The sequence below is a fragment of the Sedimentibacter sp. B4 genome, from assembly GCF_000309315.1.
Classification (GTDB): domain Bacteria; phylum Bacillota; class Clostridia; order Tissierellales; family Sedimentibacteraceae; genus Sedimentibacter; species Sedimentibacter saalensis.
This window is the reverse complement of record NZ_CANG01000036.1, coordinates 35487-52395: the sequence shown is the minus strand read 5'-3', so window position 1 is coordinate 52395 and position 16909 is coordinate 35487. Positions and strand designations below refer to the sequence as shown.

Genomic DNA, 16909 nt, shown 5'->3' with positions numbered 1-16909 from the left:
GCAATCAAAATTGCTGGATTTTTTTATAATGTAAGCGGCGGATTACTGTCCTCAAAATGCGGGCGGACAGTAATCCGCCCCTACGCGCTGGTAATTTAACATTAGCGATAAACTATAAATATCGGATTGTAGGGGAGAACCTTGTGTTCTCCCGCATATAACAATTTGCTGAAATAATAACACGGTCGGATATATGATTTTTATGAAAGCTCGAACATTCCTGTGTAGAGCTGGTAGTACTTTCCCTTTTGTCCTATGAGGTCTTCGTGGTTTCCTCTTTCTATTATTTTTCCGTTTTCTAAAACCATTATGGCATTGGAGTTTCTTACTGTTGAAAGTCTGTGTGCTATTACAAACACTGTTCTGTCCTTCATTAGTGTATCCATTCCTTTTTCAATCAATGATTCTGTACGGGTGTCTATGGAGCTTGTTGCTTCATCAAGAATCAAAACCGGCGGATCTGCAACTGTTGCTCTTGCAATTGCCAGAAGCTGTCTTTGTCCCTGGCTTAAGTTTGTTCCGTCTGAAGTGAGTATTGTGTTGTATCCTTCCGGCATGTGTTTTATGAATGAATGAGCATTGGCAAGCTTAGCTGCTTCAATAACTTCTTCATCAGTGGCATCAAGTTTCCCATAGCGTATATTTTCCATTATGGTACCGGTGAACAGGTGAGTGTCCTGAAGAACCATACCCAGTGAACGTCTCAAGTCATCTTTTTTGATTTTGTTGATGTTTATTCCATCGTATCTGATTTTGCCGTCAGGGACATCATAAAAACGGTTAATTAGGTTTGTAATGGTAGTCTTACCTGCTCCTGTTGATCCAACAAATGCAATTTTCTGACCTGGTTTGGCAAAAAGGTTTATGCCGTTTAAAACAGTCTTATTTTCATCATAACCAAATGTTACATCCTCAAATCTAACATCGCCCTTAACCAGAGTATAAGTCAATGCTCCGTCTTTGTGAGGGTGTTTCCATGCCCAAATTCCTGTTCTGTGTGAAGCTTCAGTAATATTTCCGTTATCATCAACTTCAGCATCCACAAGTGTCACATAACCATTGTCAACTTCCGGAGTTTCATCAAGAAGATTAAATATTCTTTCAGCACCTGCAAGGGCAGTCAACACTGAATTCAGCTGCTGTGATATTTGTGTGATTGGCTGGGAGAATGAACGAGTGTACTGTAGGTACGATCCTATGGTTCCCAAGTCCATGTAGCCGTTTACTGCAAGCAAAGCTCCTGCTGTTGCTGTCAGGGCATAATGCACATAAGACAGGTTTCCCATTATGGGCATCAGTATGCTTGCAAATGTATTGGCGCTGGAAGCAGCCTGGCGGAGTCTTTCATTTATTTCATCAAATTCTTCCTTTACTCTGCCTTCGTGGCTGAACACTTTTACAACCTTCTGGCCTTCAATCATTTCTTCAATGAAGCCATTGAATGTTCCCAGTTCCTTCTGCTGCTTTATGAAGTAGCTTGCGCTTTTGCTTCCTATTTTCTTTACTGCAAAAATCATTATTGAAAACATGAACACAACAAGGAGCGTAAGGATTGGGCTCAATATTACCATCATTGTAAAAACGCCAATGACTGTTATAGTTGATGACACAAACTGAGGAAGACCCTGGCTGAGCATTTCTCTTAATGTATCCGTATCATTTGTGAAACGGCTCATGGTTTCTCCATGGGTGTGAGTGTCGTAATATTTGATTGGAAGGTCCTGAAGGTGTCTGAACATGTCAACTCTTATTTTCCTCATTGTTCCGGTTGATACTTTAAGCATCAGACGGTTGTAAGTAAATGAGCATATTACACCGAAAGCATATACTGCAACCATTATTCCAATCATTCCTAAGAAGCCTGACAAATCAGGATTTTCCTGCCCTATGAATGGCACAACATAATCATTTATTATAGGCTTTAAAAAATATGTTCCTGCAACTCCTGACAATGAACTTCCTATTATTGCAATTACTATTGCAACAAGGTGGATCTTATAATCAAACAAGTAGCTTAAAAGTCTTTTAAGTGTTTTAGAGGTGTTCTTTGGTTTGGCAAATCCTCTCGTACCACCTCCCGGACCACCGTGACGTACTGCAGTTGTTTTTTTCTCCATTATGCCACCCCTTTCTGTTGCGATTCATATACTTCTTTATATATTTCATTTGTCGCTAATAATTCCTCATGTGTTCCAATACCGTCAATTTTTCCGTCATTTAGAACTATGATTTTGTCTGCTTCGCTAACAGATGAAATTCTCTGAGCGATGATTATAGTTGTTGTGTTTTGTAAATTTTCCTTGAAGCTTTGTCTTATTTTGCTGTCAGTTGCTGTGTCCACTGCGCTGGTTGAATCATCAAGTATGAGTATTTTGGGATTCTTAAGAAGTGCCCTTGCAATACAAATTCTTTGCTTTTGTCCTCCTGAGACATTGACACCGCCTTGGCCTAAATCTGTTTCATAGCCATCAGACATTGCAGAGATAAAGTCATGAGCTTGGGCAGCTTTGCATGCAGCTATAATTTCCTCATCTGTGGCATTTTCATTGCCCCATTTCAGGTTTTCCTTTATTGTTCCAGAAAACAGCACGTTCTTTTGAAGAACCATTGCAACATTGTTTCTGAGGGAGTCAAGACTGTAATCTCTTACATCGTGTCCTCCCACAAGAATTTGGCCTTCCAGTACATCATAAAGACGTGGGATGAGCTGAACAAGCGTTGTTTTTGCTGAGCCTGTTCCTCCGATGATTCCAACTGTTTCACCGGAATTGATTTTCAAATTCACATTGTCAAGAGTCAGGTTATCGCTTTTTCTTGCGTAGCTGAAGCTTACATTGTCAAAGACAATTGAGCCGTCATTGGCCGTAATTTCAGATTCTTCATTATTTTTTATGTCTATTTCTTCGTCAAGTACTTCCAATATTCTTTTTATTGATGCTCTTGACATAACAATTCCTATGAATGCAAAGGAAATCATCATCAAAGACATCAGAATCTGTGAAATGTAGCTTATGAAGCTGAAAAGCTCGCCAGTCTGCATGTCGCCTGCAATAACCAAATTTCCTCCGAACCATGCAATGAGTATGGTGCATGCATACATGGTGAACATCATTATGGGCATGCCTGTTATGACAATTCGTTCTGCTTTTATTTGAGCATCTCTTAATGTGTTTGCTGCCTCTTCAAATTTCTCATTTTCATAATCTCTTCTCACAAATGCTTTAACCACACGTATTGCCACAAGATTTTCCTGTACAGAAGAGTTCATTGAATCATATTTTTCAAGCATTTTCTGAAATCTTGGAAATGCCAGGTATGAAATGATTCCCATGGCACCTCCGAGAAAAGGAATTGCAAAAAGAAAAACAGTTGAAAGCTTTGCGTTTATGGACACTGCCATAATAGTTGCACTTACCAACATTATTGGGGCTCTCACAAGCATTCTTATAACCATCATGAATGCAGTCTGAGTGCTTGTAACATCTGCTGTTAGTCGTGTTATAAGTGAAGCTGTGCTGAATTTATCAACATTGGCAAATGAAAAGTCCTGTATTTTGTAAAAAAGTTTTTTTCTGATTCCTGCAGCAAGTCCTGTGCTTGCAAGAGAAGCAAAGCGTCCAGACATTGCTCCGAACACCAATGAAACTAAGGCCATCAAAACCATGAGGACTCCGATTTTAGCTATATATGCTACATCTGCATTGGCAATGCCCACGTCTATTATTTTGGCCATTAAAAATGGTATAAACACTTCAAGTATTACTTCGCCTATAACCATGATTGGCGTCAATAATGCATATTTCTTGTACTTCCCTAGGCAGGGAATAATTTTATCAATCATTTAATCACTCCTTGATGTTAAATTTTTTTGATTCATTTCTTAATGCAACAATTGAATAATAGTCTATTTTGCTGTCATCAGAAATATTTGCTATGAGACGGTCGAGATGCTCTTTAACTGAAAGAAGCTCTTCATCTGAAAAACCATTGAATAGTTTTTTGTCGAATTCATTAAAGCTTTCACGGCACTTTTTAGCCAACTCAATACCTTTTTCGGTAACTGAAAGCATGTTTTTTCTTAAATTATCTTCATCGATTTGTTTCTTTACAAGGCCTGCTTTCTGAAGTCTCTTTGTGGAAGTGGCAATTGAAGCGGGAGAAACACTCATCAAGTCTGCAATTTCCTTCTGAGTGCATCCGTCATGGTGGATGATGTATTCAAGAATCGGAAGCTGTCCCATGTACAAGCCTGCTTCTGCTGAAATTCTGTTTGCTTCCATACGCCTTAAAATGCTAAGCTTTTCAAGACGTCCAACTACTCCTAAAAATTTTTTGTTCATCTTTACCTCCAATGTTAACTGATTAACAGTTAACCGATTAACATTACATATCATACCACTATAATTTAATATGTCAAGATTTTTTAATAAAAAAAGCAGCATTGGCTGCTAAGGGTGCTAATATAACACGGCCGGATTGTACCCGCCTAATTTATTATCTTCGGGAGGATAGTAGTCCTCCCCTACAAACTGGAATGCGCTGGGAACCGAATTCACCGCAAGATGTTGATACAATCAAATCGTAGGGGCGGATCTTGTATCCGCCCGAGCTGTTAATTCAATAGTTTTGTTGTCTTCGGGATGTACTTTATTTTTATCCCACATAATAATACATCATGATGAAATGGCAGAAGGTTCCTGCCAGTACAAACAAGTGGAACAGCTCATGAAATCCAAAATATGTATTGTTGAAGTTTGGCTTTTTGATTCCGTAAATTGTTCCTCCTACGGTGTATGAAACTCCGCCCATTACAAGCCAGAACATTCCTCCTTCAGGCATGTTCTTTGCCAGTGGAGAAAGAACAAGTACAGCAAGCCAGCCCATAGCTATGTACATAATAGAGCTCACCCAGTTTGGAGCTTTAATCCAAAATATTTTAACGAACACTCCAATAAATGTTATGGTCCACACAAGTGCAAGGAGCCTGTAACCAGCACTATTGTTAAGTACAAGCATGCACATAGGTGTGTAAGTGCCTGCAATCAAAACAAATATCATGATGTGGTCAAGCTTACGCATAACAAGTTTTGTTTTTTGTTTTGATTTGTCGATGAAGTGGTAAATGGTGCTTGCGGAATATAATAATATCATGCTAAGTCCAAATATTAAAAACGCAACTGCAGTCATAATGTTGTTTGCATTTCCCAAAAGCAAAAATGTTCCCACAACTCCGAAAACAGCTCCTCCAAGATGAGTGAGGGCGCTGGTAATTTCTTTTTTATCCTGATTCATTCCTGCCTCCTATGTAGTTTTAATAACTATATTATATAGTTATAATATGCTATTTTTAATTATATGTCAACAGTAATATTGAAATTAAAGAATTATTATATGCAAGTTTCTGTCAACATAAGGAGCATTTAACTTTTCTTATAATATGTTGCTAAAATAAAACATTAACTATTATTTCTTAAATCCATGATTTTATTTTAGTTTAACTAAGAAATGTAGGCGAAAAATCAAAAAATAACCGGATAACAGACATAATTAAATAAAATAAGTCAAATGTGTTGCTTTTTTTATTTAATTAGGATATTATAAGGTACAAAATAAAATAGATTCTGAAATATGTAACGAGTTGAGTTGCCTTAGCATGCTTTGGAAAAGAAAAGAGAATAATTTAAAATATGAAATTTGAAAACTTAAATGTAATTGAACCAATCTTAAAAGCCTTATCGGATGAAGGTTACGAAGCACCTTCCCCAATACAGGAACAATCAATCCCTTCAGTACTTGAAGGAAGAGATTTGCTTGGATGTGCCCAGACAGGCACAGGAAAAACAGCAGCATTTGCTGTTCCAATCATACAAAAAATATATACGCAAAAAAACAAAGGATCCAAAAGACAAGTACAATCCTTGATATTAACCCCAACAAGAGAACTTGCAGTTCAAATTGAAGATAATTTCAGAGCATACGGAAAATATACAGGCTTAAAATACCTTTCTATTTTCGGAGGAGTTTCACAAAATCCTCAGACAGATGCGCTGAGAAGAGGTGTAGATGTTCTTATAGCTACGCCTGGAAGACTCATGGACTTAATAAATCAAAGACAGGTGAATCTTCAAAATGTAAAAGTATTTGTTCTTGACGAAGCAGACCGCATGCTTGACATGGGTTTCATTCATGATGTAAAGAAAATAATTTCTTATATTCCCCAGGAAAGACAGACATTGTTTTTCTCAGCAACTATGCCAAGAGAAATATCAGACCTTGTGAATTCAATTTTGTCTGATCCCGTGAAGGTTGCAGTAGCACCTGTTTCATCTACTGTGGACACAATAGAGCAAAGTGTTTATTTTGTTGATAAAAATAACAAGAAGAAACTGCTTGTGGATTTATTGAATTCAGATGAGATTTCTTCAGCTCTTGTTTTTACCCGCACAAAATATGATGCGGACAAAGTTGTGAAGGAGCTTGCAGCAAATAAAATAAATTCTCTTGCTATTCATGGAGACAAATCCCAGAATGCAAGACAAAATGCTTTGAACAGCTTTAAAAAGGGCGAAATTAAAGTCCTGGTGGCTACAGACATAGCTGCAAGGGGAATAGACATAAACGAATTGTCCCATGTAATCAACTTCAATTTACCGAACTTGCCTGAAACCTATGTTCACAGAATAGGAAGAACAGGCAGAGCAGGTATGAGCGGAACAGCAATATCATTTTGCGAATATGAAGAGAAGCCATTCCTGAAGGATATTCAAAAGTTAATCAAGAAAAATATTGAAGTGGTTAAAGATCATCCATATCCAATGCTTATAAACTGTGTTGTTCCTAAAGCTGAGAAAAAAGTGAACAGACAAAAAGTTGAAAGAATAGAAACTGAAATATCAAGAAGCAGAAAAAGTGCCAGCAAGGGATCTTCATACAGAGGAAATTCAAACAAAGGAAGCTCCAGCAAAGGAAATTCTAAAAAATCTTATGCTAGAAGCGGAAAATAATATTATACAAAGGCGGCCAGACCGTCTTTTATTATACCAATTTTCATGCTGTTTTCAAAATATGCTAGATCAGTGTGTAGGGGAGGACTACTGTCCTCCCGAATGTTTATCAATTCATGCAGTATAAATATTAAAAGTGCAAAAAATAAAAAAATCGGGAAATCCCGATTTTAAATGTTCACGCTATGCTATTTATATTATAGTAACATTAGCTGCCTGGTCGCCTCTGCTGCCTTGAGTAATATCAAAGCTAACTGCCTGACCTTCTTCTAATGATTTATATCCATTTCCTTGGATAGCTGAAAAATGAACGAATACGTCATTTCCGTTATCTCTTGTTATAAATCCAAATCCTTTTTCTGCGTTAAACCATTTAACTGTACCTTTATTCATGAGGTACCTCCTAATTATTATTGTATTCAAATTGCAAATAAAAAATTCACATATTTTTACAAATTATATACAAAACATAGATATAATCTCTAAAAACATGTGAAATCATTAAATACATCCGTAATACTTTGTTAATATAACATGGTGAATAATTTAAGTCAATCATTTTTTACATTTTTTTAAAAATTTTTTTAAATTATTTTAAAAATTAAAACTTATATCTTTCAGTCCATGCATTTTTCATGTCACTAATACTTAAACTTTCGATTGAATCCTGTATGCTGTCAATTAAATCATCCATAGATTGGTTGATTTCTTTCCCGTTAATTGTCAGGATATGAAAATTAGAATACACATTTAAATCCCTTACGGATTTAAGCGTTACATTTGCAGGCATATATTCACGGTTGCCAGAAAAGAATCCTACTGCCATGTTTGCGCCGCACAAGTCTGACTGAATGTTCATTTCTGCGGGATTTATAAAAATTTTAGGAATCACTCCATAGGACTTGAGCTTGTCTGTAAATGGTCCATAATGTTTGGTATCTTCGCTTAAAGCTATTACTCTCTCGTTTTTTAAATCATTCAATGATATTGATTCACAGGCTGATAAGGGATGGTTGTTGCTAATAACTGCAAATATTTCAGTTTTGCAGTACAAGGATGACTTAAATTCCTTTTCATTATAAGGGGCAGTACATATGCATATGTCAACCTCACCAGACAAAAGTGCCTGTTCGCATTTTAAATCAGGATATTTTTTGAAGATTACATTTACATTTGGATGAGAACTCATAAAGTTGCTAATGAAGTTTTTAGGCAACATGAAAAAAATCCCTTCTGCATAACCAACGGACATTGTTTCTTTGTTTGAATTTTTCGAAATGCGAATTTGTTGAATTATCAGATTGTATTGTTCTAATATGCTCATTCCGTAAACTTTTAAAAGTTCACCGTATTCTGTTGTTTCAAGTCCGTTGGATGTTCTTTTAAACAAAGGGGCATCAAATTCCTCTTCCAGTTTACTTATTGCCTTGCTCAGTCCCTGCTGTGATATGTATAAATTTTTAGCCGCCTTTGAAATGTTTTTATGTTCACAGGTTTCCATAAAAAGCTGCAGTGTCCTTATATCCATACTGTACCTCATCTCTTGTTATATATATTATACAGTTATTTGCCAGTGAAAGCTACAAAATTTAGTTGTATTTTATTTAACAATTATGTGTTTTACTTTGATTGTCTTAGCTATTATTCTTGATTAAGGGAAGAAAATCTAATTTTAAAAAGGTGGAGATGTTATGAAATCAATGAATAAGTTTATTAGCCTCTTGCTGTGCACATTGTTAATATTTTCTCTCTTTGGCTGCACAAAGACTGAAGAAACAGTTAAGCCGGAAGAAAACAATGAGCAGGAACCAAAGACTGCAACGTATACTGCAGAAGCTAAAGGATTTGGAGGTACAGTTACAGTTTCAGGCACATTCAAGGACAATGTTATTCAGGATCTGACAGTTGAAGCTGCAGATGAAACAAAGGATATCGGAGGAAAGGCTGCAGAGACACTTAAAGAAGCCATACTTGAAGCAAAATCAGCAGATGTTGACGGAATTTCAGGTGCAACTTATACCAGTGAAGCAGTTTTATCTGCTGCAAAGAAAGTTTTCAATCAGGCAGCAGGAATAGAAGAAACTGCAGAAATCAAAATGAAACCTGGAACATACACAGGTTCTGCCAAAGGTTACAGCGGAATAATCAAGGCTACTGTGGAAGTATCTGAAAATGAAATTCTTTCAATAAAACTGGAAAATACAATAAATGAAGACAGTACAATAAAGCCTGACCAGCCAATGTACATAATGCAAAACATTGCCGTAAGGGAACTGGATCAGATTTTCAGTGATGTCGAAAAGTTGCTCCCTGAACGCATTATAGCTGCACAGTCTTTAAGTATAGACACTATATCAGGAGCTACTGCAAGCAGCAACGGAGCAATTTCAGCAGTAAAAAATGCAGTGAAGGAAGCCGGCGCTGATCCGGAAGCTTTCAACAAAACAATTGCAAAAAATGATGCTCAGGAAACGTATGACTGTGATATTGTTGTAGTCGGCGGCGGAACTGCAGGAGCTACTGCTGCAGCACAGGCAAAGGAACTGGGAGCCAAGGTTGTATTGATAGAAAAATCAGCAAGGCTTGGAGGAACAGGGGGACTGTCTGCTGGGCCAATGGCTCTTAATACAGATGCACAGCTTGCACTTGGCCTGAAAGCAGATACAAAAGCTTATTATGACCACTATGATGAATTGATGCACTGGTCAATCAAAGGCTCATTGTTCAGCCAGCTTCTCAACAAGTCAGCAGATACTTTTGACTGGCTTAACGCAAACGGAGTAAAACTAATTCCTGACACAGGATGGTTTGCCGAGACACATGGAAAGACTTCTCTCACATGCTATACAGCTCTTCCATACATGGGACTCGAAGTAAGAAGCTATTTTGAAGACCTTGTGAGCGAAGTAGACAATGTGTTGTTAGAAACAACGGCAACTTCTCTTATAAAAGATGCTGGCGGAAAAGTTACAGGTGTTAAGGCAGAAAAGTATGACGGAACAAAAATTACAGTAAATGCCAAGGCAGTCATTATGGCAACAGGCGGTTTCGGTGGTAATGAAGAAATGATGCAGGAAAAATTAGGAGCTGTTTACAATCTTCTTGGAGTAAGACAAAACGACGGATCAGGACTTAATATGATGATTGATGCAGGAGCTAAAGAATACAACGCTTCGGCAATATGTACTCATGCCATAGGAATTCCAAAAGAAGTGACTGGATTTAACGGATTTGACAGAACAATACCATATTCTCTCGTTACAAGTGCAGCTCTTCTGCAGGTTAATGACAACGGCGAACGTTTCATGAACGAAGAAGTACAGGACACAGATATGACAAGAGGTTCTGTAATGCATGCGGCGCAGGGATCATATTACTATGTTGTTCTTTCACAAAAGCAGGTTAATGCAATAAAAGAAAAGGGAACAAGTGCTGTGGGACAGCAGTATGATCCAATGGCATTCAGCTTCCAGTATATTTCAGCAGGCAAGGATGTGCCTATGACCAACATTCAGGCAGTTCTTGATGCGGCAGTAAAAGAAGACCTGGCATACAAGGGTGCCACCCTGGAAGAACTTGCACAAAATGCAGGAATGGATCCTGAAATCCTCAAAATGAACGTAAAAAAATATGATGAGTCATGTAATGCAGGCAAAGATGAAATATTCGGCAAGACTGTAAGTGAACTCAATGCACTTGGAGAAGGCCCTTACTATGCAGTCAAGGGAACAACTGTAGCATACTGTACTGTAGGCGGAGTTGAAACTGCCATGAACCTTCAGGTTATGAATGAAGATGGACAGCTAATAGATGGACTTTATGCAGCAGGAGTTGAATCCATAGGAAACATTATGGACGGTAAAGGCTATACCAACGTATCCGGAATTGCTCTGTCATGGGGTTTCAATTCAGGAAGAATTGCAGCTGAAAACGCAGTTGAAGCTATAAACAAATAATATAGAGGAATGGAGGCGTCATAACCTTCATTCCTTTTGACATATTTATATATACATATGAATATTTTAAAATTTTTCAAAAAAACTGTTGACAAAGAAAACGCAATGGTTTAATATAACCATTAATATAAATAAATGCGTTGAAGCAGAGAAAGATATTTAAATCATTTAAAGAGAGTTGGGGAAGGTGAAAGCCAACAATGAAAAAATATGTAATATTCACTGCTGAGCATATCTGTTGAAAGGTAATACAAGTAGGCGGATGCGTGAACTCACGTTACAGAGTTAGAAGTTAACAGACTTCGAAGAGTGATGATTATTATATCATAAATAGGGTGGTACCGCGGATCTTTCGTCCCTATAAGCACAGTTGAATTTCAAATGTGTTTATAGGAGTGAAAGATTTTTTTTTATGACCTAACCATATTTTTTCGACCGGAGGGAAGAAAAAATATCTGGTAGGTCAAACGCAACGAAATCCAATTTTATGCGAACGATAGTGAGCTGATAAAATTGTGATTGAGACTGCGAATGACCAGCGACAAACAATGGAAGTCAAGGTAGGTCAAACGCAACGAGTTCCCAAATTATGCGACCGTAGGGAGCTGATAATTTGGTGAACGAGACTGCGAATAACCAGCGACAACTAATGGAAGTCAAAGGTAAACAAATCACATTCCAACAAAATTAAATTATTAAACTATGCGCAGAGTTTAATTTTCAAAACAAAAAAATTACAGGAGAATGAATATGGAAGCAAAAATCGAAAATCAAGCAGTACAAAACGTTAAAATCAAGAAATCCATCGTACCGCCTTTTGTAGGAATAGCAGCTGTATGGTTCGGCACTCATGCGGGACCTGGTGTTGCTTCAGGAAAACAGGTTGCAACTTACTTTTCATCATATGGTAAAATAGGAATGCTGACACCAGTATTTGCAATGGCACTATTAGGACTGGCTATGTATTTTGCAATTGAATATTCTAGAGTAAATAAAGTACATGATTTTAAAACTTTTACCAATAAATTCTTTCATCCTTATGAAAAATTATTCAGCGCATTCTTTGAAATATCTTTCCTTGTAACATCGCTTCTGGCTCCCGGACTATGCATTGCCACAAGCGCAAAATTATTTCAGCAATTCTTTGGCCTTAATATATGGGCAGGAACAGTGTTGATGGTATGCTTATCAGTTGTTCTGGTTATTTACGGTGCGGAAATTGTAAAGGCAGCTTCAACGGCTCTGACAGTGGGAATCCTTGTTGTAATAGGACTTATAGTTGTGCTTGGAATAAGCGCCAGCAAAGGAGCAATCAGCACTAACTGGGCTGCAACAAGCTTTTCAGATCATTCTCTTACAAGTGGCTTATGGTTGGCAATTACATATGCAGGGTTCCAGTCCACAGGCAACATAGGAAACTGCATTTCAGTTTCTCAAGGTCTGAAGAGTAAGAAAGAATCAATGATGTCTGCAGCATTGGGAACTTGTTTAAACGCCCTTATGCTTGTGGCTATAGTGCTGGTAAACTTTGCATATCAGCCTGAGTCAATTCAAAGTCTCCTGCCTAATTACTACATAGTGCAGCAGATAGGATTACCTGTTCTTGAAACTGTATATGTTGTATTCGTTGTAATGGCATCATTGTCTACAATCATCGCATTTGCATTTGCTTTAGTTGCAAGATACGGAAACAAAACTTACATGGTAAAAAGAATCAAGACAGAAAGAAACAGAAGCTTGATTATAGTTCTTTCAATGCTCATATTGGATGTTATGGTTTCAACATTTGGTATAGCTTCAATAGTAAACATTGGATACAAATATTTGGGATATTTCTCAATTTTCGTTGTTTTGTTCCCGTTTATAATAGTTGGATTAATAAGAAGCAAAAAATTAAAAACAGAAAATTAATATGCGCGAAGCATTTGCTTCGCTGCATTTTCATCAAGGAGGAAAAATGACAATAATAGTGCTTATCAAACAAGTGCCTGACATGGAGAAAGTGAAGTTTGACAGGGAAAAAGGAAGAATAGACAGGTCTTCCGCAGGAACAGAAATAAATCCGTTTGACTTGAACGCATTGGAGGCAGCTCTTGTTATAGCCGAAAAAACAGGTGCGAAGGTAGTTGCTGTTTCAATGGGACCTCCTCAGGCTGAGGAATCATTAAGAGAAGCAATTGCAAGAGGAGCTGATGAAGGAATATTATTGAGCGATGCAAAATTCGGCGGATCAGATGTGAAGGCTACCTCAGGCATATTGTCTGCAGCAATTAAAAAAATTGGCAGTTACGATTTGATTATAGCTGGAATTCAGACTGTTGACGGGGATACAGGTCAAGTTGGACCTGAGGTTGCAGGTATATTAAACATTCCTCACATAAGCAATGTTGAAAGTATAAAAGATTTTACTGAAGAATCCATAGATGCTGTATCAAATGTATGGGAAGGACAGTATCTCAAAAGAGGAAAATATCCGTTGCTTATGACCGTAACAAAGGATGTAAATGTTCCAAGGCTTCCTAACTTCAAAAATAAAATGAAGGCAAGAAAAGCAGAAATCACAAAGTGGGACAGCAGCCACTTAATAGATATAATTGATGAATCACGTCTTGGGGTAAAAGGTTCACCAACAAAAGTAAAGAAAATTGAAGTGCCTGCCCAATCGCAAAGAGAAGGAAGAATATTTAAGGACAGTGGCAGCGAGGCTGTTTTGGAAATGCTTGATGTTTTCAAAAAAAGCAGGGTGCTGAACAAGGAGGTTTAAATGGAAGAAAAAGAATACAAAGGAGTCTTGGTGTTTGCTGAACAGAAAAGGGGAGACATTCACAAGGTTGCTTATGAGCTGCTTGGAAAAGGAAAGACATTATGTGACAAGCTCAATTGCAGTCTGATGTCAGTTGTTTTGGGACAGCCTGATATAAATGTAAATGAACTTGTTTACAGAGGCGCTGACAAGGTTTATCACATAGAAGATGAAATGATATTCAGCGTGCCGGATGAAGTTGTATATGCTGAAAATCTGGTAAAATTAATAAAAGACATTAAGCCTGAAATTTGTTTGTTTGGAGCTACAACATTCGGCAGAAGCCTTGCTCCCAGAGTGGCAGCCATTTTGGAAACCGGACTGACGGCAGACTGCACGGATTTAAGCATTGACGATGATATGAGATTAATTCAGATAAGACCAGCCTTCAGCGAAAATATTCTGGCTCACATCAAGTCGGACAATTATCCTCAAATGGCAACTGTAAGGTACAAGGAATTTGATGAAGCTCACAGGGACGAAACAAAGACAGGTGAAATCATTAAAGTAAAAGCAATAAAATCCGGAAACTGCCTTGTGGAAGTTCTTGAAGAAATCTCCAACGAAAATATTAACATTGCAGATGCAGATGTGGTTGTATCAGCAGGAGTAGGAATAAAAAATACAGAAGATTTAAAAATGATACAGGAACTGGCATTACTTCTGGGCGGAGAAGTGGGAGCCTCCAGAGCACTTGTGGAAACAGGAATCATATCAAAAGCACATCAGGTAGGATACAGCGGAAGCAGGGTTAAACCAAAAATATACATTGCATGCGGAATATCAGGAGCTCCTCAACACGTGGCAGGAATGAAGGAATCAGGAATAATAATAGCAATAAACAATGACCCTTCAGCACCAATATTCAAAGTAGCAGATTATTCAATAGTAGGAGATATGTATAAAATTATACCGGAACTTATAGAGGCAATTAAGAATAAAAAAAATTAAGAATTAAGAGTTAAGAATTATAAAAAATTAAGAATTAAGAGTTAAGAGTGAAGAATTAATAGTTTAATGATTTTGGTTTAAGATTATTGAAATAAATATTGTTTGAGCTTAATTTACGTTTATTTATGTCATCCTGAACGGCAGTGAAGGCTCTCGTTTTAATTTGAAAATATTACTTTAGAGTATTAAAATATGGAGGAATTATGAACGAAAATATAATCAGGAAAATGCAGGAAATTGTAGGGGAAGACTGGGTAGTTTCAGACCTTGACAAAGTGAGCAGCTACTGCGAAGATGAAACGGAAAAGGCAGTGAAGCCAAAAGTATGCAGGGACTGCGTAGTTGTAAAGCCTGCAAGTTCAGAAGAAATTTCTGAAATTATGAAATATGCCAATGAGAACAAATATCCAGTAATGGCAAGAGGAGGCGGCACAAGCCTTTCAGGAGCTGCAGTTGCCATAATGCCTACAATCATCATTTCTATGGAGCGTATGAACAAAATAATCGAAGTTGATGAAACATCACTTACTTTAGAATGTGAAGCAGGAGTAACACTCCTTGACATTGTAGAGCTGTTCAGTAAACATGACAGCTTGTACTTTCCTATCCATCCAGGGGATGAAGGTGCTCAGGTTGGCGGAATGGTTGTAATGAATGCCGGAGGAGTAAGGGCCGTAAGATACGGCGTAATGCGCGACCAGGTCAAAGGTCTTGAAGCTGTTCTTCCAACTGGAGAAATAATCCATGCAGGAGGAAAGCTCATAAAAAACAATGCAGGACTTGATCTTAAGAATCTATTAATCGGAAGTGAAGGAATACTTGGGATTGTGACAAAGGTTACTTTATCCATAAAACCTAAGGACAAACATATAGGAAGCCTTCTGGTATCTTTTGAAAATGACTCAGATGCTGTGAAAGCAGTTACTGAAATTTTCAAAAGTGGAATAAAGCCGCTGGCTATAGAATACATGGAAAAGACAGCAATATTAAGGGCTGCTGAAGATATTGGGATGACATGGCCTTCTAACGTTGGAAATGTTGATTTGTACTTCATTGTTTCTGAGAGAAAAGAAGATGATTTGTATGAAATGTATGAAACAATTGTTGGCATATGTGAAGAAAACAATGCAGTTGAAAGCTTTGTGGCAGAAAGTTCCAAGGAACAGAAAACTCTTCTTGAAATAAGAAGCCACGTATACCCAAGCATGCATAAAATGGTTGTTGATGCCATTGATGCTGCTGTTCCAATAAATAATCTTGCAAAGTATATGGAAGGTATCAAGAAAATACATGGAAAATACGGCGTTGAAATATCAACAATAGGTCACATAGGCGACGGAAACATGCACAACAGCATTTTGACTGAGGAGGCAGAAAAGCCTGAATGCTACGATGAGATTGTTGATGAAATATTCAACTTAGTCATAGAATGTGAAGGAGCAATCACTGGAGAACATGGTGTGGGCAAAGTGAGAAATGAAAGGTTGAAGCTGCAGTTCACTGAAAAGGAATTAAATCTCATGAAGGCAATAAAAAATGTTTTTGACCCCAACAACATTTTGAATCCCGGAACAGCTTTGTAATGTTTAAAAAAGCTGCAGCAGGGTATTAATAAAGTTGTTGCTTTATTACAGGAGGGGTTATGGATTATATAAAATCAAATGAAGAATTAAAAAATATGAAAGAAAAAAACAGCATGGTAATTGTTTATTTCGGAAGCGAAATGTGCGGAGTATGTGCATCATTGAAACCGAAAATTGAAGAGATGCTCGAAAAATATCCGAAAATAAAATCAGTGCAGGTAGATGTGGATATTTCCCCGGAAATGGCAGCTGCAAACAACATTTTTACTATTCCCGGTATTCTTTTTTTCATAGACAACAAGGAAACAATAAGGGAAGCACGTTTTATAAGTGTACCTGACATTGAAAGCAAAATTTCAAGATATTATCACATGTATTTTGAACAATAGCAAATAAAACAATTGCTGTATGGCATGGTATGACATTGATTCAATGTTGTAGGGGAGGGTCTCGTGCCCTCCCGTATGAGAGTCACGATAATATTAATGTTAATCGAAATTATGAAGTAAGATTAAGAGCCAAAAGGCTGTAAAGGATGATGACAGCGTCAGGGTTGTCTATAGTCCTAAGAGCCATAGGCTCTTTTTTTGCATTTTTTTGACAATCTAATTT

Annotated in this window: 13 protein-coding genes and 1 other annotated feature; of the genes, 7 read left to right on the top strand and 6 right to left on the bottom strand. The window is 37.4% G+C overall.

Annotated elements, in window-relative coordinates; all coding sequences use genetic code 11:
• Positions 1-200: 200 nt before the first annotated feature.
• From BN358_RS06760 to BN358_RS06745, 4 genes are all read right to left on the bottom strand, one after another.
• Complete coding sequence (locus BN358_RS06760; protein WP_019228468.1) at positions 201-2117, bottom strand: ABC transporter ATP-binding protein; 1917 nt, start codon at positions 2115-2117, stop codon at positions 201-203.
• Positions 2117-3841, bottom strand: a complete 1725-nt coding sequence (locus tag BN358_RS06755; protein WP_019228467.1) for an ABC transporter ATP-binding protein — start codon at positions 3839-3841, stop codon at positions 2117-2119. Before BN358_RS06755 ends, BN358_RS06760 begins: the two co-directional genes overlap by 1 nt.
• A gap of 4 nt (positions 3842-3845) precedes the next feature.
• Positions 3846-4340 carry a MarR family winged helix-turn-helix transcriptional regulator gene (locus BN358_RS06750; RefSeq protein WP_019228466.1) on the bottom strand — a complete coding sequence of 165 codons (495 nt, stop codon included), beginning with the start codon at positions 4338-4340 and terminating at the stop codon, positions 3846-3848.
• Between the two features lie 313 nt (positions 4341-4653).
• Positions 4654-5292 (bottom strand): hemolysin III family protein, encoded by a 639-nt coding sequence (locus tag BN358_RS06745; RefSeq protein WP_019228465.1) that lies wholly within the window; start codon positions 5290-5292, stop codon positions 4654-4656.
• 395 nt (positions 5293-5687) lie between these two features.
• Here BN358_RS06745 and BN358_RS06740 point away from each other — a divergent pair, with 395 nt between their 5' ends.
• Positions 5688-7004 carry a DEAD/DEAH box helicase gene (locus BN358_RS06740; protein WP_019228464.1) on the top strand — a complete coding sequence of 439 codons (1317 nt, stop codon included), beginning with the start codon at positions 5688-5690 and terminating at the stop codon, positions 7002-7004.
• A 192-nt stretch (positions 7005-7196) separates the two neighbouring features.
• On the opposite strand, the gene BN358_RS06735 is transcribed toward BN358_RS06740, so the two are convergent.
• Positions 7197-7397 (bottom strand): cold-shock protein, encoded by a 201-nt coding sequence (locus BN358_RS06735; protein ID WP_019228463.1) that lies wholly within the window; start codon positions 7395-7397, stop codon positions 7197-7199.
• A gap of 208 nt (positions 7398-7605) precedes the next feature.
• Positions 7606-8532 (bottom strand): LysR family transcriptional regulator, encoded by a 927-nt coding sequence (locus BN358_RS06730; RefSeq protein WP_019228462.1) that lies wholly within the window; start codon positions 8530-8532, stop codon positions 7606-7608.
• A gap of 163 nt (positions 8533-8695) precedes the next feature.
• Between BN358_RS06730 and BN358_RS06725 the strand changes: the two genes are divergently transcribed.
• The 6 genes from BN358_RS06725 (at position 8696) to BN358_RS06700 (ending at position 16686) form a co-directional block, all read left to right on the top strand.
• On the top strand, positions 8696-10960 hold the full coding sequence (locus tag BN358_RS06725; RefSeq protein WP_019228461.1) for an FAD-dependent oxidoreductase: 2265 nt from the start codon (positions 8696-8698) through the stop codon (positions 10958-10960).
• A gap of 131 nt (positions 10961-11091) precedes the next feature.
• Positions 11092-11323, top strand: a binding site (T-box leader).
• Between the two features lie 387 nt (positions 11324-11710).
• Positions 11711-12871, top strand: coding sequence for a hypothetical protein (locus BN358_RS06720; protein ID WP_019228460.1), 1161 nt, complete (start codon positions 11711-11713; stop codon positions 12869-12871).
• 46 nt (positions 12872-12917) lie between these two features.
• A complete protein-coding gene (locus BN358_RS06715) occupies positions 12918-13724 on the top strand; it encodes an electron transfer flavoprotein subunit beta/FixA family protein (protein ID WP_019228459.1) in 807 nt (268 codons plus the stop codon).
• Positions 13725-14714 (top strand): electron transfer flavoprotein subunit alpha/FixB family protein, encoded by a 990-nt coding sequence (locus BN358_RS06710; RefSeq protein WP_019228458.1) that lies wholly within the window; start codon positions 13725-13727, stop codon positions 14712-14714.
• A gap of 203 nt (positions 14715-14917) precedes the next feature.
• Positions 14918-16297 carry an FAD-binding oxidoreductase gene (locus BN358_RS06705; protein WP_019228457.1) on the top strand — a complete coding sequence of 460 codons (1380 nt, stop codon included), beginning with the start codon at positions 14918-14920 and terminating at the stop codon, positions 16295-16297.
• Positions 16298-16356: 59 nt separating this feature from the next.
• Positions 16357-16686 (top strand): thioredoxin family protein, encoded by a 330-nt coding sequence (locus BN358_RS06700; RefSeq protein ID WP_019228456.1) that lies wholly within the window; start codon positions 16357-16359, stop codon positions 16684-16686.
• The last annotated feature ends 223 nt before the right edge of the window (positions 16687-16909 follow it).